The sequence below is a fragment of the Deinococcus aquiradiocola genome, assembly GCF_014646915.1.
Classification (GTDB): domain Bacteria; phylum Deinococcota; class Deinococci; order Deinococcales; family Deinococcaceae; genus Deinococcus; species Deinococcus aquiradiocola.
Window position 1 is genome coordinate 243,690 of sequence record NZ_BMOE01000001.1, and the last position, 21,769, is coordinate 265,458.

Annotated in this window: 19 protein-coding genes; 12 read left to right on the plus strand and 7 right to left on the minus strand. The window is 70.0% G+C overall.

Annotated features, from left to right (window positions below):
• Positions 1 to 14: 14 nt before the first annotated feature.
• Positions 15 to 1,142 (plus strand): N-acetyl-alpha-D-glucosaminyl L-malate synthase BshA, encoded by a 1,128-nt coding sequence (gene bshA, locus IEY33_RS01170; protein ID WP_188960394.1) that lies wholly within the window; start codon positions 15 to 17, stop codon positions 1,140 to 1,142.
• A 58-nt stretch (positions 1,143 to 1,200) separates the two neighbouring features.
• Here bshA and IEY33_RS01175 read toward each other — a convergent pair whose 3' ends face one another.
• The 4 genes from IEY33_RS01175 to IEY33_RS01190 all read right to left on the minus strand — a co-directional run bounded on the left by IEY33_RS01175 (position 1,201) and on the right by IEY33_RS01190 (position 5,434).
• The gene (locus tag IEY33_RS01175; RefSeq protein ID WP_188960395.1) at positions 1,201 to 1,791 is read right to left on the minus strand and encodes a hypothetical protein; all 591 of its coding nucleotides are present in this window, start codon (positions 1,789 to 1,791) and stop codon (positions 1,201 to 1,203) included.
• 94 nt (positions 1,792 to 1,885) lie between these two features.
• Positions 1,886 to 3,133, minus strand: a complete 1,248-nt coding sequence (gene glgC / locus IEY33_RS01180) for a glucose-1-phosphate adenylyltransferase (RefSeq protein ID WP_188960396.1) — start codon at positions 3,131 to 3,133, stop codon at positions 1,886 to 1,888.
• 292 nt (positions 3,134 to 3,425) lie between these two features.
• Positions 3,426 to 4,628 carry a coiled-coil domain-containing protein gene (locus IEY33_RS01185; RefSeq protein WP_188960397.1) on the minus strand — a complete coding sequence of 401 codons (1,203 nt, stop codon included), beginning with the start codon at positions 4,626 to 4,628 and terminating at the stop codon, positions 3,426 to 3,428.
• Positions 4,625 to 5,434: a TrmH family RNA methyltransferase gene (locus IEY33_RS01190; protein WP_188960398.1), complete on the minus strand. Its 810-nt coding sequence runs from the start codon at positions 5,432 to 5,434 to the stop codon at positions 4,625 to 4,627. The genes IEY33_RS01185 and IEY33_RS01190 overlap by 4 nt, the downstream gene beginning before the upstream one ends.
• A 166-nt stretch (positions 5,435 to 5,600) precedes the next feature.
• Between IEY33_RS01190 and IEY33_RS01195 the strand changes: the two genes are divergently transcribed.
• The 9 genes from IEY33_RS01195 to pepF all read left to right on the plus strand — a co-directional run bounded on the left by IEY33_RS01195 (position 5,601) and on the right by pepF (position 15,992).
• The gene (locus tag IEY33_RS01195) at positions 5,601 to 5,966 is read left to right on the plus strand and encodes a hypothetical protein (RefSeq protein WP_188960399.1); all 366 of its coding nucleotides are present in this window, start codon (positions 5,601 to 5,603) and stop codon (positions 5,964 to 5,966) included.
• A 120-nt stretch (positions 5,967 to 6,086) separates the two neighbouring features.
• Entirely contained in the window at positions 6,087 to 8,369 is a 2,283-nt protein-coding gene (gene secD, locus IEY33_RS01200) for a protein translocase subunit SecD (protein WP_188960400.1), read from the plus strand.
• 384 nt (positions 8,370 to 8,753) lie between these two features.
• On the plus strand, positions 8,754 to 10,055 hold the full coding sequence (locus IEY33_RS01205; protein WP_229670664.1) for a peptidoglycan DD-metalloendopeptidase family protein: 1,302 nt from the start codon (positions 8,754 to 8,756) through the stop codon (positions 10,053 to 10,055).
• 10 nt (positions 10,056 to 10,065) lie between these two features.
• Positions 10,066 to 10,452, plus strand: coding sequence for a response regulator (locus IEY33_RS01210; protein ID WP_188960401.1), 387 nt, complete (start codon positions 10,066 to 10,068; stop codon positions 10,450 to 10,452).
• A gap of 105 nt (positions 10,453 to 10,557) precedes the next feature.
• Positions 10,558 to 11,466, plus strand: a complete 909-nt coding sequence (gene pdxS, locus IEY33_RS01215; protein WP_188960402.1) for a pyridoxal 5'-phosphate synthase lyase subunit PdxS — start codon at positions 10,558 to 10,560, stop codon at positions 11,464 to 11,466.
• A 40-nt stretch (positions 11,467 to 11,506) separates the two neighbouring features.
• Positions 11,507 to 12,142 carry a pyridoxal 5'-phosphate synthase glutaminase subunit PdxT gene (gene pdxT, locus IEY33_RS01220; RefSeq protein ID WP_505691146.1) on the plus strand — a complete coding sequence of 212 codons (636 nt, stop codon included), beginning with the start codon at positions 11,507 to 11,509 and terminating at the stop codon, positions 12,140 to 12,142.
• A 395-nt stretch (positions 12,143 to 12,537) separates the two neighbouring features.
• Positions 12,538 to 13,314, plus strand: a complete 777-nt coding sequence (locus IEY33_RS01225; RefSeq protein ID WP_229670665.1) for an alpha/beta fold hydrolase — start codon at positions 12,538 to 12,540, stop codon at positions 13,312 to 13,314.
• Entirely contained in the window at positions 13,311 to 14,099 is a 789-nt protein-coding gene (locus IEY33_RS01230) for an alpha/beta fold hydrolase (RefSeq protein WP_188960404.1), read from the plus strand. Before IEY33_RS01225 ends, IEY33_RS01230 begins: the two co-directional genes overlap by 4 nt.
• Before the next feature lie 84 nt (positions 14,100 to 14,183).
• Positions 14,184 to 15,992, plus strand: coding sequence for an oligoendopeptidase F (gene pepF, locus IEY33_RS01235; RefSeq protein WP_188960405.1), 1,809 nt, complete (start codon positions 14,184 to 14,186; stop codon positions 15,990 to 15,992).
• 283 nt (positions 15,993 to 16,275) lie between these two features.
• Here the strand turns inward: pepF and IEY33_RS01240 are convergent, their stop codons facing one another.
• The 3 genes from IEY33_RS01240 to IEY33_RS01250 all read right to left on the minus strand — a co-directional run bounded on the left by IEY33_RS01240 (position 16,276) and on the right by IEY33_RS01250 (position 18,420).
• Positions 16,276 to 17,406, minus strand: coding sequence for an alpha/beta hydrolase (locus IEY33_RS01240; protein ID WP_188960406.1), 1,131 nt, complete (start codon positions 17,404 to 17,406; stop codon positions 16,276 to 16,278).
• Between the two features lie 31 nt (positions 17,407 to 17,437).
• Positions 17,438 to 17,893: a DinB family protein gene (locus tag IEY33_RS01245; protein WP_188960407.1), complete on the minus strand. Its 456-nt coding sequence runs from the start codon at positions 17,891 to 17,893 to the stop codon at positions 17,438 to 17,440.
• A 65-nt stretch (positions 17,894 to 17,958) separates the two neighbouring features.
• A complete protein-coding gene (locus IEY33_RS01250; protein ID WP_188960408.1) occupies positions 17,959 to 18,420 on the minus strand; it encodes an Lrp/AsnC family transcriptional regulator in 462 nt (153 codons plus the stop codon).
• Positions 18,421 to 18,660: 240 nt separating this feature from the next.
• Between IEY33_RS01250 and IEY33_RS01255 the strand changes: the two genes are divergently transcribed.
• Together IEY33_RS01255 and IEY33_RS01260 are read left to right on the plus strand one after the other, a co-directional pair.
• Complete coding sequence (locus tag IEY33_RS01255; RefSeq protein ID WP_188960409.1) at positions 18,661 to 20,079, plus strand: KamA family radical SAM protein; 1,419 nt, start codon at positions 18,661 to 18,663, stop codon at positions 20,077 to 20,079.
• Positions 20,080 to 20,241: 162 nt separating this feature from the next.
• Complete coding sequence (locus IEY33_RS01260) at positions 20,242 to 21,606, plus strand: acetyl ornithine aminotransferase family protein (protein ID WP_188960410.1); 1,365 nt, start codon at positions 20,242 to 20,244, stop codon at positions 21,604 to 21,606.
• Positions 21,607 to 21,769: the final 163 nt, after the last annotated feature.

Below are 21,769 nucleotides of genomic sequence, written 5' to 3' on the forward strand. Positions count from 1 at the left end.
GCCGCCGGGAAGCCATGAAGGTCGGCGTGCTGTGTCACTCCGGCGCGGGCGGTTCCGGGGTGGTGGCCACGGAACTCGGCCTGGAGGTCGCCAGGGCCGGGCACGAGGTGCACTTCGTGGGCGCGTCCGTGCCGTTCCGGCTGGGCGGGCATCCGGGCCTGTTCGGGCGGGGGCCGTACTTCCATCAGGTGAGCAGTTACGCGTACGCGCTGTTCGAGCAGCCGTACCCGGAACTGAGCGCCGCGAACGCCCTGACCGAAGTGATCCTGGAGCACGACCTGGACCTGACGCACGCGCACTACGCGATTCCGCACGCGACGGCCGCCATCCACGCGCGCGCCATCACGGGCCGTTCGCGCGTCATCACGACGCTTCACGGCACCGACGTGACGCTGGTCGGCGCGGACCCCAGCTTCCTGCACAGCACGCGGCACGCGATCCTGAAGTCCGACATGGTGACGGCCGTGTCGAAGTTCCTGGCGGACCAGACGCGGGACGTGTTCGGGGTGGACGTGCCGATCGAGGTGATTCACAACTTCGTGGACACGGACCGCTTCCGGCGCAACCCGGACCCGACGGTGCGCGCCCGCTTCGCGCACCCGGACGAGGCGCTGATCGTGCACGTCAGCAACTTCCGGCCCGTGAAGCGCGCGACGGACGTGATCGAGACGTTCGCGCGCGTCGCGTCGGAACTCCCGGCTCGCCTCCTGATGATCGGGGACGGGCCGGAACGCGTCGCGGCCTTCGAGCTGGCGCAACGGCTCGGCGTGATCGGGCGCGTGCAGTTCCTGGGGTCCTTCCCGGAGGTGCAGTCGGTGCTGGGCATCGCGGACCTGTTCCTCCTGCCGAGCAGCCAGGAAAGCTTCGGTCTGGCAGCGCTGGAGGCCATGGCGTGCGAGGTGCCGGTCGTCGCAACGCGCGCGGGCGGCATTCCGGAAGTGGTGCTGGACGGCGTGACGGGCGCCCTCGCCGGGGTGGGCGACGTGGACACCATGGCGCACGCCGCCCTGTCCATCCTGCGTGACCGGGACACGTACCTCGCGATGGGTCAGGCGGCGCGCAGGCGGGCGGTGGAGCACTTCCACCCGTCGCTGATCGTGCCGCAGTACCTGCAGGCGTACGCGCAGCTGCTGCAGCCTTAACGCGGAACGCGGAACGGCGCGGCCTCCCGTGGGATGGCCGCGCCGCTCTCTGCGTGGTTCAGCGCTGCGTGTTGACCGTCACACCGTTCACGGTGCCGCTCGACGTGACCTTCACGGCGCGGCCCACGTCGATCAGCAGGCCGTTCCAGCCGGGCTTCAGGTTCGCCTGGAAGCCGCGTGCGGCGCCCACCTGCGACGCGCTGCTCGCGAAACTCACCACGAGCACCGACTTGCCCACGAATGCCGACGTTTCCTGCAGTCCCTCGGTGTCGTCGCGGCGGCCGTTGCCGTTCCCGTCGCCGTACACGTAGAAGCGCAGTTCCGCGATGCTCGCCTGCCCCTGGACCGTCACGGGCTCCAGCACGCCCGGCCAGAAGATCGCGTCCGGGCGCAGCTGCACCAGCGTCCGCTGGGGCGGCAGGACGCTCGGCAGGTCGATGCTGAAACGGCTGCCCGTGACGGGCACGCTCGCCAGTTCCGACACCGGCTGACCGCCCGGGTCCATCGTGAACCCGCCGATGCGGGCCTGCGCGGGCAGGGGACCGCTCACCGTGCCGCTCACCGTCAGTCCGTTCAGGGTGCCGCCGGACTGGGCGGCGGTCAGACTGGTCGTGGCGGCCAGCAGCAGGGCCAGCAGGGTCCTCTTCATGCCCAGAGTATAGGCCGCGAAGCTGACGGCCCGGTGACGGCCCCTCACGCGGCCCTGAGCGTGCCCTCACGCGGCACGCACCCAGCCGCGAGGGTCAGAACCTGTAGCCTTTCGGGACGACCACGATGCCGCTCTCGGTGATCTTGAAGCCGCGCGCCGCGTCCTCCTCGGCGTTCAGGCCGATACGGGTTCCCTCGGGCACCTCGACATCCTTGTCGATGATGGCCCGGCGGATGTGCGCGTTGCGGTGCACCTCGACATTGTCGAACAGCACGCTGCTCTCCACCAGCGAGTAACTGTGCGTGCGCACGGCGCGGCCCAGCACGCTGTCACGCACGGTACCGCCGCTGATGATGGTGCCGCCCGCCATGATGCTGTTGAACGCCTGCCCCTTGCGGCCCTCGACCTCGTGCACGAACTTCGTGGGCGGCGAGAACTCGCTGCTGGTGCGCAGCGGCCACTGGTGGTTGTACAGGTCGAATTCCGGCGAGACGCTCACGAGGTCCATGTTCGCCTCGTAGTACGCGTCGAGCGTCCCCACGTCCTTCCAGTACGTGTTCGCGATGCCTTCCTGACCGGGAATCGGGTTCTTGTGGAAGTCGTAGGCCTGCACCTTGTACCCGGCCGCGAGCGCGTGCGGGATGACGTCCCCGCCGAAGTCGAACCCGGCCAGGTCGCCGCCCATGTTGGTGTTCAGCAACTCGTCGAGCGCCTTGCGGGAGAAGATGTAGTTGCCCATGCTCGTCAGGGTCGTGGTGGGGTCACCGGGAATGCCGGGCGGGTTGGCGGGCTTCTCGAGGAACTCCGTGACGCGCCAGTTGTCGTCCACCTGCATCACACCGAACCGGTGCGCTTCGGTCTGCGGCATGGGGTACGCGGCGATGGTGACGTCCGCGCCCGCGTCGATGTGCTGCTCGACCATGTGCCGGATGTTCATCTTGTAGATGTGGTCGCCGCTGAAGATCGCGACGTAATCCGCGTCGTAGTTGTCGATCAGGTGCATGTTCTGGTACACCGCGTCCGCCGTGCCGCGGTACCAGACGGGCCCCAGCTCCTCGAAGCGGTACATCTGCGCGGGCACCAGCGTGATGAAGTAATCGCTGAGGAACGTCCCGAAACGCCAGCCGCGCTGGATGTGCTCCGTGAGGCTCTGCGCCTTGAACTGCGTCAGCACGTAGATGCTGAAGATGTCGCTGTTCATGAAGTTGTTGATCGCGAAATCGATGATGCGGTACTTGCTGCCGAACGGCACGGCCGGCTTGGAGCGTTTCAGGGTGAGTGGTGAGAGACGGCTGCCCTGCCCGCCCGCGAGAATCATGCCCAGAATGCGTGCTGATTTCATAACATCCCCCTCGTGACCTGCTGTCGCGGTGCTTGTCCGCCTGATTCGTGATGTCGGGCCGGAGTGCGGCGCGCACGCCTGCGCCGTGGACTTCCCGTGCTTCATCCCGCGTGGTCCGGTCGAGCCGGGCACACTGGCCTGTCATGGATACCGTCCAGCCCGGTACGCACAGCATACCGGCAAGGGGTGGCCCCGCCGCAAGTGCATGAGGAGCAACCGCAGAAACACTGAAGCGCGTTCCGGCCCGGCAGGGCCGCGGAGTGCGGGGGCCGGGGTGCCGTGCGCGTGCCGTTCAGTTCCCGCCGAGGGCGTCCAGCAGGCCGAGCGCCTCCAGCAGCCGGTCGGCGTGCACGCGGATCGCGGCGCGGAGCTGCTGCGCCTCGAACTGCACGCGCGCCAGCGAGAGCGGGTCGCCGCCCGCGCCGCTCAGCTGCGCCACGCGGCGCTCCAGCTCCTGCGAACGCTGCCGCAGCGCCGAGAACTGCATCTGGTGCTGCCGGGCCGTGTTCAGCGTGTCCTGCAGCAGCGCGGCCGCCTCGCGCTCCACCTGCGCGAGCGCCTGCTGGGCCTCGCGCACGCGCGGGTCGCTGTCGGCCGCGTCGCCCGCCTGCCACTCGGCGTAGTTCAGGGTGTGGCGGGCACGCAGCACGTTCGGGTGCAGCTGCACGCTGATGCTGAGCCGCTGCGCTTCCAGGTCGATGTCCGGCACCAGGGGGGCCACGTCCGCGAACTGCTCGTCTGCGAGCGGCGCGAACACCTCCAGGAAGGCGCGCGTCTGCGTGAGCATCAGGCGGTTGTGCGCGAGCTGCGTGGTCATGGAGCTGTTGTTGCGCCCGTCACCGGGCACGTTGCCGCGCCGCTGCGCCTGCTCCGTGAACTTCAGTTCGCTCTCCAGTTCGCGGACCGTGAGGTCCAGCAGGCGTTCCTGCGCGCGGGCGCTGCGGACCTGTTCGGCCATCTCGGCGCGGGCGTGCTCGGCGCGCATGCTGCTCAGTCGGTCCTCGGCCTCCCAGCGGCGCAGTTCGGCGTGCGTGGCCTGCACGTCCCACTCGGCGGCGCGTTCCAGGCCCGCGAGTTCCGGTGTGACGCGGATGGCGTCCAGGGAGCGCTGCGCCGTCTCGCTGTGCACGCGGGCGAGCAGCAGCGGCAGGTCGTGCGCGCGGCGGCCCCACTTGACGGGCGCGCGGACCGGTTCGGCGTTCGGGTCCGGTTTGACGGGCGCGGGGGCCGTCTGCATGAACAGCGACAGGGACTGCGTGGCGGCCTCCAGCCACTTGTCGGCGCGGGCGTCGCCGAGGTCCTCGCGCAGCGTGCCGTACATGTCCTGCAGCACGGCCACCACCTCGCGCGGCCCGAAGGGCTGCATGGCGGGCCAGCCGCGCCGGGTGACGGCCGCCTGCACGAGCGTGTCGGCGCGGCGCAGGCCCATCTCGGGGCTCAGTGTCTGCCGCAGCCAGTCGCGGTACGGGTCGCTGCTCAGGCTGCTGACGTTCACGCGCCCCTCCCGGCGCGCCGCTGCCTGAGCGCCTCGTACAGCACGAGCGCACCTGCCACGGACACGTTCAGGCTGTCCGCCTGCCCCTGCATGGGAATCCCGACGCGCACGTCCGCCTGCTCGCGCCAGTGGGCGGGCAGGCCGTCGTGCTCGCTTCCCAGGCACAATGCCACGCGGCCCGTGAGCGGCGCGTCCCAGTACACGGTGCTCGCCTCGGGCGTGCACGCCACCAGCCGGAAGCCGTGCCGCCGCAGCCACGCGAGCGCGTCCGCCTCGGGCAGGCCCGCCACGGGGCGCGAGAAGACGCTGCCCTGGCTCGCGCGGATCACGCCGGGATTCCCGAGGTCCGTGCCGTCCCCGACCACCAGGACGGCGTCCACGCCCACCCCGTCCGCCGTGCGCAGCAGTGCCCCGAGGTTCCCGGGTTTCTCCAGCCCCATCAGCAGCAGCACCAGCGTGTCCTCGCCCGGCTCCGGCAGGGCGGGCCGGAACGGTTCGGCGAGCGCGAGCAGGCCGTCCGGGTTCTCGCGGTGACTGGCCTTCTCGAAGGGCGCGCGGCCCAGCACCGTCACGTTCCCGGCCGCGTCCTGCAGCGCCCCGGCGACCTCGCGGGCCTCGTCGCTGTACAGGTCCGGGCACACGAACAGCTGCCGCAGCTGCACGCCCGCCTCGTGCGCGCGGCTCAGTTCACGCGCGCCCTCCACGAGCCACACGCCTTCCGCGTCGCGTTCACGGCGGGACTTGAGGCGCACGAGGCGTTTGACCTGGGGATTCTGCAGGGAATGGACGGGTTCCGGAACTGACATCACGGCCATTATGACGCGTGGGGCCAGGGCCGCGCCGTACGACGCTCCGCCCGCACGGCGCACGGGCCGAGAGGCTGTGAGATCCGCGTCAGGCGGACCTGATATCGTGGGCTGTCCGGCACGCGGGCGGTGCCGCGCGGCCCGCCCCCGCGCCCGAAAGCTCCCCATGACCGCACCCCCTCCACCCGACCCCGCCCCGACCGGCCGCGACGCCCGCGCCCTGCCCGCCGTGTGGATGCGCGCGCTGGTGTCGGTGCTGCTCCCGCTCGCGTGGCTGGTGTTCGGGCTGACGCTCGGCGAGTCCCTGCACGCGCGGCAGGCGCTGGCGTCGCAGACGAGTCCGGCCCTGCCGGAACTGCGGCCCGTCCCGGTTCCGCAGCCCAGCGTGGGCGGTCCCGGTCAGGTCAGTGAGGCGCCCGCCCCGGCCCTGCGCGCATGGCCGCGCCCGCTCGCCGTGCCGCGCCTGCACGCGGTCCCCGGCGTCCAGCCGCGCCTCGTGACGCTCGGCCGCCTGAACCTCGACGGCGGCTAGGAACGCCCGGACGGCCGCCCTCCCGGTGTGCCCGGTCCCCTCAGGGGCCGACGCTGGCGTTCGCGGCGGCCCCCGCGCCCGCCCCTCCACTTCCCGCCTCACCTCAGCCCCGGAGACCTCATGTCCCTGATGAACCCCAACCAGAAGCGTCGCCCCACGCCGAAACGCAAGGCGCCGCCCGCCAAGGCCAGTCCCACCACCACCTTCATGCTGCTCGCCGTGCTGCTCCTCTCGCTGCTGTTCGTGTGGCGGCCCTGGGAGCACAAGCAGAACCTCTGGACCCTCAACGACAGCAACTACCAGTTCGTGACGCTGGGCCTCGACCTGCGCGGCGGCCTGCGGATCGCGCTGTCGCCCGAGAGCGGCACCGCCACCCGCGAACAGCTCGACCAGGTCAAGACGATCATCGAGAACCGCATCAACTCGCTCGGCGTGACCGAACCGACCGTGACCGTCGCGGGCGGCAAGCGCGTCGTGGTCGAGATCCCCGGCGCGACGCCCGCCCAGCAGGACCGGGCGCGCAGCATCATCCAGCAGCAGGCGAAACTGGAGTTCCGGATCGTCAACCAGGGCGCGAAGCCCGACGCGGCCCTCCAGCAGAAGAACCCCGACAGCAGCGGCTACGCCCTCACGGACCTCGGCCCGGTGCAGGCGACCGGTGAGCTGATCTCCAACGCGAGCGCCGGCACCGACCAGTCCGGCCGCTGGATCGTGCAGGTCACCAACAACAGCAAGGGCGCCACCGCCTTCGGGGACTTCACCGGCAAGAACGTCGGCCGTCTCATGGCGATCGTGCTCGACAACCAGATCAAGAGCGTCGCCACCATCCAGTCGGCGCTGTACAACTCCTTCCAGATTTCCGGGACCTTCACGCAGGAGCAGGCGAGCCAGCTGGCCCTCGTGCTGAAGTCCGGCAGCCTGCCCATCAAGATCAAGATCGACGAGGAGCGCGCCATCGGGCCGAGCCTCGGTGCGGACGCCATCCGCAGCGGCGCCATCGCCGCGCTCGTCGGGATCGCGCTGGTGTTCGTGATGCTGTTCTTCTACTACGGCCTGTGGTTCGGTCTGGTCGGCGCGCTCGGCCTGCTGTTCTCCAGCGTCATCATTCTCGGCCTGCTCGGCGGGCTGGGCGCGACGCTCACGCTGCCCGGCATCGCGGGTCTCGTCCTGACGATCGGTGCGGCCATCGACGGGAACGTCATCTCCTTCGAGCGCATCAAGGAAGAACTGAAGATCGGCAAGGGCATCAAGAACAGCATCCAGGCAGGCTACGAGCACTCCACCATGACGATCCTCGACGTGAACGCCTCGCACCTGCTGTCCGCGCTGGCGCTGTACGCGTACGCGAGCGGCCCCGTGAAGGGCTTCGCGGTGACGCTGATCATCGGCGTGGTCGCGTCCGCCTTCTCGAACCTGGTGTTCGCGAGGTGGATGCTGCAGTGGCTGTCGCGCCGCCGCGACTTCACCGCGCCCGCCCGGATCGGCGTGCCGCACTTCGACTACATCAAGGTCGCGCCCATCGTGACGAGCATCTCGCTGCTCCTCGCGCTCGGCGGGGCGGTCCTGCTCGGCGTCCGCGGCCTGAACTACGGCGTGGACTTCACGTCCGGCACGAGCCTCACCGTGCGCGCCGACACCAGCACCGACGTGGAGGCCGTCCGGACCGCCGTGACCGGGGCAGGCATCGCGAACGTGACCGCGCAGAACTCCACCATCCAGCGCAGCCTCACGCCCGGCATTCAGGGCGCGCAGTACACCGTGAAGGTCCCGCAGCTCAACGACACGCAGATCAAGGCCATCTCGGCCCGCATCTCGGCCCTGCCGGGCGGCCAGGTACAGCAGACCGAGACGATCGGGCCGGCCGTCGGGCAGGAACTCACCACGCAGACCATCTACGCCGTGCTGCTGGGCCTGGCGCTCATCCTGGCGTACGTGTGGTTCCGCTTCGATCTCGTGACGGGGGCCGGGTCGGTGTTCGCGGTGTTCCACGACGTGGCGATCGTGATGGGCCTGTACAGCCTGCTGCACCTGGAGTTCGGGATCGCGACGGTCGCGGCGGTCCTGACCGTGATCGGGTACTCGCTGAACGACTCGATCATCGTGTCGGACCGCATCCGTGAGAACCACAAGGTCATGCGCGGCCAGACTTCGCGCGCCATCGTGAACGGCAGCATCAACCAGACGCTGTCTCGGACCGTGATGACCTCGGTCTGCACGCTGCTTCCCCTGCTCGCGCTGCTGGTGTTCGGCGGTCCGGTGCTGCGCGACTTCTCGATCGCGATGATCGTGGGGATCGTGGTGGGGACGTACAGCAGCATCTACATCGTCTCGCCGATGATCGTGTTCTTCGAGGAGCGCAGCCAGAACCGCGGCAAGGGCACGCCCGCGCCCGTCAAGAGCTGAGCCTGGAGCGGCCCGGTGGCCGCGCCGGAGCTCACGGTTCCGTTTCTCATGTTCCCCCGCCGCGTGCGGGGGTTTTTCGTGTGTGTGTGCGGGTGCGGCGGGGCGGGGGCGGGTGTGGTCGGGGTTTAGGTGAGGCTCATGCAGGGGCGGCATGATGACCGGGCCGGTCGAGGCGCGGCGTTTGACGCTCCCGATCCGCGAACATTAAGCTAAACTTCATGCTGTGTCGGGCGGGACGGGTGGACTCACCGCCTCCCACCGCCGCGAGTGTGACTGAACACCGGACGCCGCGTGCCCCTGGCCCGCCCCCGGATGGAGATCCCTGTGATTCATCAACCCCTCTCTGGCCCGGTCCGCACCGTTACCCTCATCAGCCTGGGCCTGATGACCCTCTCGGCCACCGCGCACGCCACCTCTCCCGTCCTGGAACACGCCCTGCCGCAGGTCACCCTGCGCGCCCCCGGCCTGACCCTCCCCGCGCACGTCGCCCCCACCCGGCCCGGCGCGGTGTACGTCGTCGCGCGCGCGGGCGACACCGCGCAGGCCATCGCCGACAGTTACGGCGTGGACGTCTCCGCCCTGTCCACCGCCCGGCCCGGCCCGCTCCCGGCAGGCGCGGTCGTCGCCGTGTCGCTGCGCAACGCCGTCACCGAGGACGGGCAGCTGCCGCCCGGCGTGCAGGTGTACACCGTGCAGGAGGGCGACACCATGGCGGGTGTCGCCGCGCGGCACGGTCTGAGCGTCACGGAACTGCTGAGCGCCAACCTCAGCCGCGAGACGCTCGACCGCCTCTCGGTCGGCGAGCGGCTGTTCATCCCGGACGCTCCGGGCCTGCTCGTCCGCATCAAGGACGGCCAGACCGTGCAGGGCCTCACGCACGCGTACCGCGCCGACCCCGCCCGCGTCGCCCTCGCGAACGGCATCGGCCTGCCGAACGAACTGCACGTCGGCGACTACCTGCTGCTGCCCGGCGTGATCGCTACCGGCTTCCGCGACCAGCTGATCGCTCGGCAGGAACGCCAGAAGGAAGCGGCCCGGCAGGCGCGCGTCCAGGCGCAGTACGAGAAGTACCTCGCGTACCAGGACAAGGTCAAAACCCAGAAACTCAAGCGCCAGTACGCCATCCAGGAGCAGTACGAGAAGTACCTCGCGTACCAGAAGAGCCCGCAGCGTCAGGCGCTCATCGCGAAGTACGAGGCGCAGGCCCGCTACGACGCCGCCCAGCGGGCTGCGGCCCTGCAGGCCCGGGCGGTCGCCAGCGCGCCGCGCGGCAGCACCGTCCGCGCCGCGTCGAGCGGCTCGGTCGGCGGGGGCCTCATCTGGCCGCTGCGCAGTTACCGCATCACCAGCCGCTTCGGTGAAGAGGACATCGAGTTCCACAAGGAGTTCTTCCACGGCGGCGTGGACCTCGCCGCGCCGTACGGCACGCCGATCTACTCGGCCGCGTCCGGCACCGTCACCGAGAGCGGCTACGGCGCCTTCGGCAACAACGTGTACACCGACACCGGCGAGGCCCTCATCATCTACGGTCACATGAGCCGCACGGCCGTCAGCGTCGGGCAGCACGTGCAGCGCGGCGACGTGCTCGGCTACGTCGGCTGCTCCGGCATGTGCACCGGCCCGCACCTGCACTTCGAGGTGCGTCTCGGCGGGCGGCCCGTGAACCCGCTGGGCCTGCTGCCCTGATGGACGCGCCGTGAGGTCCGTCGAGTGCCCCACCCTGCTGGTCGTCGACGACGAGGTGCAGATTCTGGAACTGCTGCACCTGAGTCTCACCGCGCGCGGCTTCTGCGTCACGACGGCCACGTCCGGGCAGGAGGCGCTCGCGGCCGTGCAGCGGGACCGCTTCGACCTCGTGGTGATGGACGTGCTGATGTCTCCCTGGGACGGTTTCGACACGGCGCGCCGCATGCAGGAGCTGAGCGGCTGCCCGCCCATCGTGTTCCTGTCGGGCGTGAGCGGTCAGGCGCAGCAGGAGATCGGCGCGCGGCTCGGCGCGGCGTACCTCACCAAGCCTTTCCGGCCGTCGCAGCTCGTGGAGATCATCCGGCGGGTGCTGAACCTGCCCCCGCAGACCTCCTGAAGCGCTGACGCCCTGAAGCGGGCCGCCCCACCAGGGCCAAACTGGCACCACTGCAATCCCTGAACTGGCCTTAATCATGGGGCCAGTTTTCGGTATGCTGCCCGCATGGACAACATCACCCAGACCGCCACCATCCAGATCAAGACCGGCTTCGCCGAGATGTTCAAGGGCGGCGTCATCATGGACGTCGTCACGCCCGACCAGGCCCGCATCGCCGAGGCCGCCGGCGCGACCGCCGTCATGGCACTGGAACGCGTTCCCGCCGACATCCGCAAGGACGGCGGCGTGGCCCGCATGAGCGACCCGCAGATGATCCGCGGCATCATCGGCGCCGTCAGCATCCCCGTCATGGCGAAGGTCCGGATCGGGCACTTCGTGGAAGCGCAGATCCTGCAGTCGCTCGGCGTGGACTTCATCGACGAGAGCGAGGTCCTCACGCCCGCCGACGAGGCCTTCCACATCGAGAAGTCGAAGTTCAAGGTCCCGTTCGTGAACGGCAGCAAGAACCTCGGCGAGGCCCTGCGCCGCATCGGTGAGGGCGCCAGCATGATCCGCACGAAGGGCGAGGCGGGCACCGGGAACGTCGTGGAGGCCGTGCGTCACGCGCGCACCATCCTGGGCGAGATCCGCAGCGTCCAGGCCCGCCCGACCGAGGAACTCATGACGGTCGCCCGCGACCTGCAGGCCCCGTACGAACTGGTGCGGTACGTGCACGAGCACGGCACGCTGCCGGTCGTGAACTTCGCGGCGGGCGGCATCGCCACGCCCGCCGACGCGGCCCTGATGATGCAGCTCGGCCTGGACGGCGTGTTCGTGGGCAGCGGCATCTTCAAGAGCGGCGAGGGCGACCTTGCCAAGATCGAGAAGCGCGCGCGCGCCATCGTGAAGGCCGTGACGCACTTCGACAACCCCGACGTGCTGGCCGAGGTGAGCACCGACCTGGGCGAGCCGATGGTGGGCATCAACCTCGACACCCTGGAACTCAAGGAACGCCTCGCCACGCGTGGCTGGTAACACCCTGCCGCCCGAAGGGCCGAGCAGAGCGGGTGGGCACCTGCCGCCTGAAGGGCCGAGCGGAGCGGGTGGGCCGGTGGTGGGGGTGCTGGCGCTGCAGGGCGCGTTCCGGGAGCACCGGCGCGTGCTGGAGTCGCTGGGCGTGACGGTGCGGGAGGTGCGCCTCCCGGCGGATTTGCCGGGCCTGTCGGGTCTGGTCATTCCGGGCGGCGAGTCCACGACGATGGGCAAGCTGATGCTGGATTACGGGCTGCGTGAGCCGATCCGGGCGTTTCACGCGGCGGGCGGCGCGGTGTTCGGGACGTGCGCGGGCGCCATCCTGATGAGCGGCGCGGTGCGTGGCGCGCCGCCGCAGTTCGGGACGCAGCCGAGCCTGGACCTGATGGACATCGTGGTGCAGCGCAACGCGTTCGGACGTCAGGTGGACAGCTTCCAGGGGCCGCTCGTGGTGGGCGGGCTGGACGCGCCGTTCCCGGCGATGTTCATCCGTGCGCCCGTGATCGAGTCGGTGGGGGAGGGCGTGCAGGTCCTGGCGCGTCAGGGGGAGCAGGTGGTCCTGGCGCGTGAGGGACGGCTGCTCGCGTCGAGCTTCCACCCGGAACTCACGCGGGACGCCCGCATTCACCAGCTGTTCCTGACGATGCTGCCGGTGACGGCCCCGACCCTGGCGGGCTGAGATCCTGACGGTCTGATACGGTTTTGAGCTGAACTTGTAGAGTTCAGCCGAGCGAAGCGAGCACCAAAAAGTACGGTTTGGAGAAGATGGAAGGGATGTCGGTGCTGTTTCCGGCAGCCCTGGAATCGGATCAAAACCGTATGAGGGCTCACCGGTCCCCTCCTGCCGCCGCGTGCGGTGGACAGTTCAGTCGTCTGTGGCGTGCGCGTCCGGTCTTTTTGGCCGGGTGCGCACGTCGTCCGTGGGGCCTGTGGGGGTCCGCGCGGTGGTGTTCCTGCTGTCTGTCCGGCGACAGAGGGGCGCGGCGCGGCATGCTACGCTCCGCACGTGACCGCCGCGTCCACCCTCGCCGCCCGCCCTGCCCACCGCTCCTCCGTTCACCTGCCGGGGACGGCGTGCTGACGCGGGAGCGTCCGCCGGAGGTGTACGTGTCCGGGTCGCGCCGACTGTACTTCCGGCGCAGTGGCCGCCCGCCGGGCGAGGCGGCGCCGCTGGTGCTCATTCACGGGCTGAGCGGGTCGCGCCGCTGGTGGCGGGCGAACCTGCCGGTGCTGGAGCGCGAACGGACCGTGTACGTGGTGGAACTGGTGGGGTTCGGGTCGCTGCGGCGGCGCCAGCGGGCGCTCGGCGTGCGCGACGCGGCCGCCCTGGTCGCCGAGTGGATCGCTGCGGCAGACCTGCGGGACGTGACGCTGCTGGGGCACAGCATGGGCGGGCAGATCGCGCTGCGCGCCGCGGCGCTGCAGGGCGAGCGGGTGACGCGGCTGGTGCTGGCGGCCGCGAGCGGCCTGCTGCACCGCGAGTGGTGGCGCGTCGCGGCGCAGTTGCCGCGCGCCCTGCGGTACGGGCGGCTGGGGTTCGTGCCGACCATCCTGGCGGACGGCGCGCGGGCGGGCCTGCCGAACCTCGTGCGGTCGAGCCGAGACCTGCTGAGCGACGACGTGACGGACCTGCTGCCGGACGTGCGGCAGCCGACGCTGGTCATCTGGGGCGGGCGGGACGTGCTGCTCCCCCCGGCGCTCGGCGAGGCGCTCGCGTCGGCCCTGCCGGACGCGCGGTACGTGCTGCTGCCGCGCGCCGGGCACGTCCTGATGGTGGACGAGGCGCCGGGCTTCAACCGCGAGGTCCTCGCCTTCCTGAACGACCCGCGTGCCGGACGGAGCGCCCCTTGACCCCATCTGCTGCGCCGTACTCGCATTTCGTCCGGGTGAACGGCCTGATCCGGCACGCGCGCGTGTACCCCGGACCGCCGGACGCCGCGCCGCTCGTGATCGTGCCGGGTCTGGGCTGCGCGTCGTGGATGTACCGCCGCCTCGCGCGCATCCTGCGGCGCGAACATACCGTCTGGGTGTACGACCACCCCGGCATGGGTTTCAGTCAGGCGCACCCGCGCGGCCCGTACCGCATCGAGCAGCTCACCGACCACCTCGCCGACTGGCTCACGGCGCGCGGCCTGCACGGCGTGCCGCTGCTGGGGCACTCGCTGGGCGGCGAGGTCATCATCGACGTGGCGGCCCGCTACCCGCACCTTCCCGAGAGCCTCACCCTGTGCGCCCCGACCGGCATTCCCGAGAACCCGAGCGTCACGGCGCAGATCGTGCGCTTCCTGCTGAACCTGCCGCGCGAACGCCTCAGGCTGTACCCCTTCGCGCTGAGCGCGTACCTGCGCGTCTCGCCGCTCAGGACGTACCGGCTCGCGCAGGACCAGACGCGGCACGAGACGGGGCCGCTCATCGCGCAGGTGCACTGTCCGGCCCTGGTGGTGGACGGCTCGGCCGACCCCGTGATCCGCTCGTGGACGCTCGACGTGCTGTGCGGCCGCCTCCCGTACGCGCGCGCCTGCACCGTGCAGGGCGGCACGCACGCCCTGATCGACAGTCACCCGCGCGACGTGGCCCGCGAGACGGTCCAGTTCCTGCGTGACGTGAAGGCCGGCACCTTCCGCCCCGAACCCTGACGCCACCCCACCGCACGTGAAGGGTGCGGGATGCCCGGAGCGCCACTCACGGCAGGGGCGTCCCGCTGCGCTACCCTGCCCTGCATGACCCTCCAGGACCCGCCCGCCCGCGCCGACCTTCCCGCCGCCGTCCGCTGGGACATCGAGGCGATCTACGCCACGCCGGACGCCTGGGAGGACGACGCCCGCACCTTCCCGGAGGCGCTCGGCACGCTCCGCGCCTTCGCGGGCCGCCTCGGCACGGACGCCGTCACGCTCGCCGCGTACCTGCGCGAGGACGAACAGGTCCGGCAGCGCCTCGGGCGACTCACGGCGTACGCGGGCATGCAGGCCAGCGTGGACGGGCAGGACACCCAGGCCGCCGACCGCCGTGACCGGGCGGGCGTCCTCGCGTCCAGCCACGCGCAGGCGACGGCCTTCGCGTCCCCCGAACTGCTTGCCATGGACGAAGGCACCCTGCGCGGCTGGCTGCAGCGCGACGACCTGCGCGACTACGCCGTGCTGGTGGAACGCGTCCTGCGGACCCGGCCGCACGTCCGCAGCGCCGAGGTGGAGGAACTGCTCGGCGCGCTCGGCTCGCCGTTCGGGAGCGCGCGCGGCATCCACCCCACCCTCGCCAACATGGACCTCGACTTCGGCAGCGTGAACGGCGTCAAGGTCGGGCACGGCAACATCGACGCGCTCACGGCCTCCGCCGACCGGGACGTGCGCCGCTCCGCCTGGGAAGGGTACGCGGACGCGCACCTCGCCGTGCGGCACGGCATGGCCGCCGCGCTCGCCACCGGCGTCCGCCAGAACGTCTTCACGGCCCGCGCCCGCCGCTACCCGGACGCCCTCACGGCCGCGCTGCACGCCACGTCCATCCCCAACCCCGTCTTCCACACCCTGATCGACACGTACCGCGCACACCTCCCCATCTGGCACCGGTACTGGAACGTCCGCGCCCGCTGGCTCGGGCAGGACCACCTGCGCGAGTACGACGTCAAAGCCCCCCTGAGCGCCAACCCGCCCACCGTGACGTACGCGCAGGCCGTCGACTGGATCACGCAGGGCATGGCGCCCCTCGGGGAAGAGTACGTGAGCGCCATGCGGCGCGGCCTGACCAGCGAACGCTGGGTGGACTACGGCCTGAACCGCCACAAGCGCCAGGGCGCGTACAGCAACGGCGTGTACCCCATCAAGCCGTACATCTTCATGAGCTGGAACGACAGCCTGCCCAGCATGAGCACCCTCGCGCACGAGATCGGGCACAGCATGCACAGCTTCCTCAGCTGGCAGCACCAGCCGTACGCGCACGCCCGCTACACCCTCTTCGCGGCGGAAGTCGCCAGCAACTTCAACCAGGCGATGGTCCGCGCGCACCTGCTCGACACGCAGCAGGACCCGGACGTCCAGGTGGCGATCATCGAGGAAGCCATGGGGAACTTCCACCGGTACTTCTTCATCATGCCGACCCTCGCGCGCTTCGAGGCCGAAATCCACGCGCGCGTCGAGACGGGACGCGGCCTGTCCGCCCCGGACCTGAACGCCCTGATGGCCGACCTGCTGCAGGACGGGTACGGGACCGGCGTGCAGATGGACCGCGAACGCAGCGGCATCCTGTGGGGGCAGTTCTCCACGCACCTGTACAGCAACTTCTACGCGTACCAGTACGCGACCGGCATCGCCGCCGCGCACGAACTCCTCGCGGGCTTCGCCGCGCACGGGGACGCCGCGCGCCGCTACCTGACCTTCCTGGGCGAGGGTGGCCGTCTCGAACCGCTCGACGCGCTCAGGAATGCGGGCGTGGACATGGAACGCCCCGACGCCGTCGAACGGACCTTCGCGGTGCTGTCCGGCTACGTGGACCGCCTGGAAGCGCTCCTGCAGGCCAGGGACGCCGCCCGCCCCTGAAACGTCCTCACCGGCTGCCCTATGGTGTCGAGCTGAACTTCTGGAGGTCAGCCGAGCGGTAACGGCGCCAGAAAGTACGGTTTGGAGGAGACGGAAGCGGGCAGGCGTCCCCTCCTGCGGAGCTGCGCCAGTCATGGGCGCTGTTCTGCCCAAGAAGCGGGCAGGCGTCCTGCAGGGCGTGTCGTCGTGAACGGACGCGGCTGGCCACGTCACTCTTCCCGTTCTGCCCAAGAAGGGCTGCCGGTACACGTTCCGGCATCCCTGGAATCGGATCAACACCGTATCAGGCGTCCGGCAGGCCCTCCAGCCACCAGCGCAGGAATCCCGGGAACCTCGCCGCCCACGCCCGCTCGTCGTGATGGTCGCCCGGCGCGATCACCAGCTGCACCTCGCGCACCCGCCCCGCCATCACGTCCGCGAAATGCCGCGTGTGCGCCACCAGCGAGTCCGCCCACGCGAGCGTCGTCCCCTCGCGCGTGCCCATGTCCACGTACACGCGTGAAGTGGGGGAGGGGTGGTCCGCGCACCACTCCACCATGCCGCGCCCACCCTCGCCCGGCCCGAACAGGTCCCGTCCACCCCCGTCCCTCACCCACAGGCTCGGGCTGAACGCGCCGACCGTGCCCCACACGCCCGGTCGTGACAGCCCGCCGTACAGGGACGCGAGCCCGCCGAAACTGCTGCCCGCCAGCGCCGTGTGGGCCGCGTCCGGTACCGTCCGGTACGTGGCGTCCACGAAGGATTTCAGGGTGCCTGCCAGGAATGCCTGGTACGCGTCCGCGCTGCTCGTGAAGCCGTTCGCCTCCATCCCGAACGGCACGTAGTCCTCCGCGCGGTGCTCGCCGCGCACCGTGACGGCCACCAGCAGGCACGGCAGGCCCGCCAGGGCCAGCGCGTGCGCTGCCTCGTCGCACGCCCACTCCTCGCCCGCGAACGCCGTCCGGCGATCCAGTACGTTCTGCCCGTCGTGCAGGTACAGCACCGGGAACCGCGCCGTGCCGCCGGAGTAGCCGGGCGGGACCCACACCGTCACCGTGAGCGCGTCCCCCAGCTCCGGGCTGTGCAGGGCGTGCGTCCACGTGACGCCCGTCACGCTCGAGGGACGCGGCACGCTCGGCCCGTCCATCCACGACTGCACGTCCAGCACGTGCACCGCGTCGCCCGTCACCTCGTGCCGCCGGTCCGGGCGACGCTGCCCCCACGCGTCCCCCTCCTCGCTCTGCGCGGAGCCGCGCGTCACCTTGAAACTCAGGAGGGTGCCCGCCGGGTAAGCGCGCCGCAGCACGAAGCGGTCGTCCTCCAGCGCGAAGCGCAGGTCGGCCCGGCCCGCGTCCCACCCGTCCTGCGCCGTCACCAGCGCGAACGCCGCCCCGGGCGTGCCGTCCGGCAGCGACCCCAGTATGAAGGTCTGCACGAAGCCTTCGCCCGTCACCGGCCGCTGCCTCTCACTGGCCCGTACCCGTCATGCGGCGGTGGTAATCCAGCTGCCCCAGGTGCCAGTTCAGGTGCCCGTACAGGTGCACCAGAAAGAACCCGACCGTCATGCCCGCCGGAAAGCCCGGCAGCTGCGTGCCGCTCACCTCGCCCAGCCGCGACTCCGGCAGGCGCTCCAGCGTGCCAGACACGGCCTCCCGCACCCCGGCCAGGAGCGCCAGCAGCTCCGCGCGCGGCACGTCCTGCCGCGCGAACTCCGCCGCACGGTCCCGCACGAACGGCACGCCGCCCAGCTCCAGCCCCACGAACTGAGACAGGTTCCCCACCAGATGCAGCACCAGCGTCCCGCCGGAATTCAGCACGCCGTCCGGCACCACCCACACCGACGCCTCCGACGGGTACGCCTCCAGCTGCGCCGTCAGTCTCTCCAGGTCACGCACGAACAGGTCACGCAGTTCAGCAAGCATGCAGGCAGCTTACCCGGCCCGACAGGTGGGCGCGTCAGGCCGCAGCGGGCGCACCCGCGCCCCGTTCAGCGGGGTGGGAGCATCAGTTTGCCTTCCAGCGGCGTGCTGAGCACGATGCTGGTCTCGCAGGTGAAACCCATCGCGATGAGTTCGCCGAGCAGGCCTTCCAGGGCGTGCACGTCCGGCACGGCGACCTTCAGGATGCAGGAGTTGTTGCCGGTGACGCTGTGGCACTCCAGCACGCTGTCGTGCTTCTGTGCCCAGCGGACGAGTTCCGGGTCGCGCTTGCCGCTGTCCTGCACGCCGACGAAGGCCGTGATGCTGCGCCCGAGCGGTTTGGACGCCACGCGCGCACCGTACCCGAGGACGACGCCCGTCTCTTCCAGGCGGCGGACGCGTTCGGTGACGGCGGGCGCGGACAGGTCAACGCGGCGGCCCAGCTCGCGCATGCTCAGGCGGGCGTCCTCCTGAAGCTCTCTCAGAATGCGGTAGTCGAGGGGGTCGAGGGAGCCGCCATGCAGTTTCATTGGGCCGAGTCTAGCAGGATACTTGGCAAGCGTAAAGTGCGGCGTGCCGTTTGGCAGGGTTTTGGCCGAGAAACAGCCGCTTTTGAACGTCAACGCCCATTCCAATGCAACCACGCCCACCATTAAGCTGAAGAGGCCAGAACGTCCATCCGCCCTCCCGAACTTCACGAGAGCACCCACCCGAACCCGCAACCACCGTTGCCGGGCACGGTCACTCCTGCGTCCCCCGAGGTCAACCGCATGCACATCCACCCCCACGCGACCACCGACAGCCAGCAGATGCTGCCCAGAAACCACCGCGCACCCAAGTGGGCGGACGTGCCCGACGAACAGTGGTACGACTGGAAATGGCAGCTCAAGAACCGCATCAACACCGTCGACGAACTCGAAGAAGTCGTCCGCCTGACCGACAGCGAACGCCAGGGTGCCAGCGCCAAGGGCATCTTCCGCCTCGACATCACCCCGTACTTCGCGTCCCTGATGCACCCCACGGACCCCACCTGCCCCGTCCGGCGGCAGGTGATCCCCACCCACCACGAACTCGAACCGTTCACCAGCATGATGGAAGACTCCCTCGCCGAGGACAAGCACAGTCCCGTCCCCGGCCTGGTGCACCGCTACCCGGACCGCGTCCTGATGCTCGTCACCACGCAGTGCGCCAGCTACTGCCGCTACTGCACCCGCAGCCGCATCGTGGGCGACCCCAGCGAGACCTTCAACCCCGCCGAGTACGAGGCGCAGCTCAACTACCTGCGCAACACCCCCCAGGTGCGCGACGTGCTGCTGTCCGGCGGCGACCCCCTCACCCTGGCCCCCAAGGTGCTGGGCCGCCTGCTCGCGGAACTCCGCAAGATCGAACACATCGAGATCATCCGCATCGGCACGCGCGTCCCCGTCTTCATGCCGATGCGTGTCACGCAGGAACTCTGCGACGTGCTGAGCGAGAACCACCCCGTCTGGATGAACATCCACGTCAACCACCCGCGGGAGATCACCCCCGAAGTCGCCGACGCCTGCGACCGCCTCACCCGCGCCGGCGTGCCGCTGGGCAACCAGAGCGTCCTGCTGCGCGGCGTGAACGACCACGCCGTCATCATGCAGAAACTCGTGCGGGAACTCGTCAAGATCCGCGTCCGCCCCTACTACATCTACCAGTGCGACCTCGTCCACGGCGCCGGGCACCTCCGCACCACCGTCAGCAAGGGCCTGGAAATCATGGAAAGCCTGCGCGGCCACACCAGCGGCTACAGTGTCCCCACCTACGTCGTCGACGCGCCCGGCGGCGGTGGCAAGATCCCCGTCGCCCCCAACTACGTCCTGAGCCACAGCCCCGAGAAACTCATCCTCCGCAACTTCGAGGGCTACATCGCCGCGTACAGCGAACCCACCGACTACACCGGCCCCGACATGCTCGTCCCCACCGAATGGCAACGCAAGGAACCCGGCCAGAGCGGCATCTACGGCCTGATGGAAGGCGAACGCATCAGCATCGAACCCAAGGAATTCAGCGAGAGCCGCAACCGTCCCGGCGCCACCAAGCACCGCCTCAACAGCCGCGAGGACAAGTGGGCCGCCCACGGCATCGGCTTGGACATGGCCGTGACGGACACCGCACCCGACGGCATGATTCAGGCCGCGCAACCCGTCAGCGGCGACTGAGCGAGAGGCGACCCCTCCGTCCGCTGTGCGGCCAGCGCCCCTCCCTGTGGGCTCAACGAGTCAAGGGAAGCCAGAATCATCCGCCTCTCTCTGAGGAGAGGTGACCCGAAGGGACGGAGGGGTCGTCCGCGACCCTGCCGTCCCACCCCCAGGAGAACACCCATGACCACCCTTCCTAAACCCCGTCAGCCTGAACTGAAGACTTCTCTGCCCGGCCCCAAAACCGCCGTGATCATGGAGCGTGACTCACAGCACCTCTCGACCTCCTACATGCGGCCCTATCCGTTCGTGCCGGATCACGGGGAGGGCGTGTGGCTCACGGACGTGGACGGGAACACGATGCTGGATTTCTTCGCAGGCATCGCGGTGAGTACGACGGGGCACGCGCATCCGCATGTGGTGCGGGCGGTGCAGGAGCAGATCACGAAATTTACGCACGTCTGCCTGACGGATTACCCGCAGGAGATCACCACGAGTCTCGCGGAGCGCATGGTCAAGCACGTGGAGCGGCCGGGCGAGAAGTGGCGCGTGTTCTTCGGGAACAGCGGCGCGGAGGCGGTCGAGGCGGCCGTGAAGCTGGCCCGGAACCATACGGGGCGGTCGCACATCATCAGCACCATCGGGTCGTTTCACGGGCGCACGTACGGCGCGATCACGCTGACGGGCAGCAAGACGAAGTACAAGCGTGGTTTCGGGCCGCTGCTGCCGAACGTGTCGCACGTGCCGTACCCGAACCCGTTCCGTCCGCCGCTGGGCGCGACGGCCGAGACGTGCGGGCAGGCCGTGATCGACCACATCGAGGGCCTGTTCCAGACGATCATTCCGGCGGACGAGGTGGCGGCCATCATCATCGAACCGATGCAGGGCGAGGGCGGGTACATCGTGCCGCCCGCCGATTTCCTGCCGAAGCTGCGGGCGCTGTGCGACCGGTACGGCATCATGCTGATCTTCGACGAGGTGCAGGCGGGCATGGGCCGCAGCGGGAAGATGTACTCCTTCCAGCATTTCGACGGCGTGCAGCCGGACATCGTGACGGTGGCGAAGGGCATCGCGTCCGGCATGCCGATCAGTGCGATGCTGGCGAAGGAGAGCGTGATGACGTGGCCGGTCGGGTCGCACGGCAGCACGTACGGCGGCAACCCGGTGGCGGCGGCGGCGGCGCACGCGACGCTGGACCTGCTGGAGGGCGCCGTGAAGCACCCCGGCTGCGGTGACAGCCTGATGGAGAACGCCGCGCAGGTGGGCGAGTTCATCATGGCGGAACTGAGGGGCATGCAGGCGGAATTCCCGTTCCTGGGAGACGTGCGCGGCGCGGGCATGTTCATCGGGCTGGAGTTCGTGAAACCGGACGGCAGCCCGGACGGGAAGCTGCGTGACCGGGCGAGCATGGCGATGTTCGGGCGCGGCCTGCTGAACCTCGACTGCGGTGAGGCCGTGATCCGCATCTCTCCGCCCCTGATCCTGACGCGCGAGGAGGCCGCGACGGGCCTGGAGATCATGCGGGACGCCCTGCGCGCCCTGAAGTGACACGGTGTCGAGGAGATGGAAGTGATGCCAGGAGCAGCGCCAGCATCTCTTCCTGGGCAGAACAGCGCTCATGAGGACGCCTGCCCGCTTCTATCTCCTCAACACCATACCTGTTGGTGCCCTTGTCGCTCGGCTGAACTCTAAGAGTTCAGCTGTATACCGG

Coding starts and splice junctions, on each gene's coding strand:
- IEY33_RS01190 (WP_188960398.1), bottom strand. CDS start 5,434: ATGTCAGTTCCGGAACCCGTCCATTCCCTGCAGAATCCCCAGGTCAAA.
- IEY33_RS01195 (WP_188960399.1), top strand. CDS start 5,601: ATGACCGCACCCCCTCCACCCGACCCCGCCCCGACCGGCCGCGACGCC.
- IEY33_RS01250 (WP_188960408.1), bottom strand. CDS start 18,420: ATGAAACTGCATGGCGGCTCCCTCGACCCCCTCGACTACCGCATTCTG.
- IEY33_RS01205 (WP_229670664.1), top strand. CDS start 8,754: ATGACCCTCTCGGCCACCGCGCACGCCACCTCTCCCGTCCTGGAACAC.
- glgC (WP_188960396.1), bottom strand. CDS start 3,133: ATGAAATCAGCACGCATTCTGGGCATGATTCTCGCGGGCGGGCAGGGC.
- IEY33_RS01260 (WP_188960410.1), top strand. CDS start 20,242: ATGACCACCCTTCCTAAACCCCGTCAGCCTGAACTGAAGACTTCTCTG.
- bshA (WP_188960394.1), top strand. CDS start 15: ATGAAGGTCGGCGTGCTGTGTCACTCCGGCGCGGGCGGTTCCGGGGTG.
- IEY33_RS01245 (WP_188960407.1), bottom strand. CDS start 17,893: ATGCTTGCTGAACTGCGTGACCTGTTCGTGCGTGACCTGGAGAGACTG.
- IEY33_RS01175 (WP_188960395.1), bottom strand. CDS start 1,791: ATGAAGAGGACCCTGCTGGCCCTGCTGCTGGCCGCCACGACCAGTCTG.
- secD (WP_188960400.1), top strand. CDS start 6,087: ATGTCCCTGATGAACCCCAACCAGAAGCGTCGCCCCACGCCGAAACGC.
- pepF (WP_188960405.1), top strand. CDS start 14,184: ATGACCCTCCAGGACCCGCCCGCCCGCGCCGACCTTCCCGCCGCCGTC.
- IEY33_RS01255 (WP_188960409.1), top strand. CDS start 18,661: ATGCACATCCACCCCCACGCGACCACCGACAGCCAGCAGATGCTGCCC.
- pdxS (WP_188960402.1), top strand. CDS start 10,558: ATGGACAACATCACCCAGACCGCCACCATCCAGATCAAGACCGGCTTC.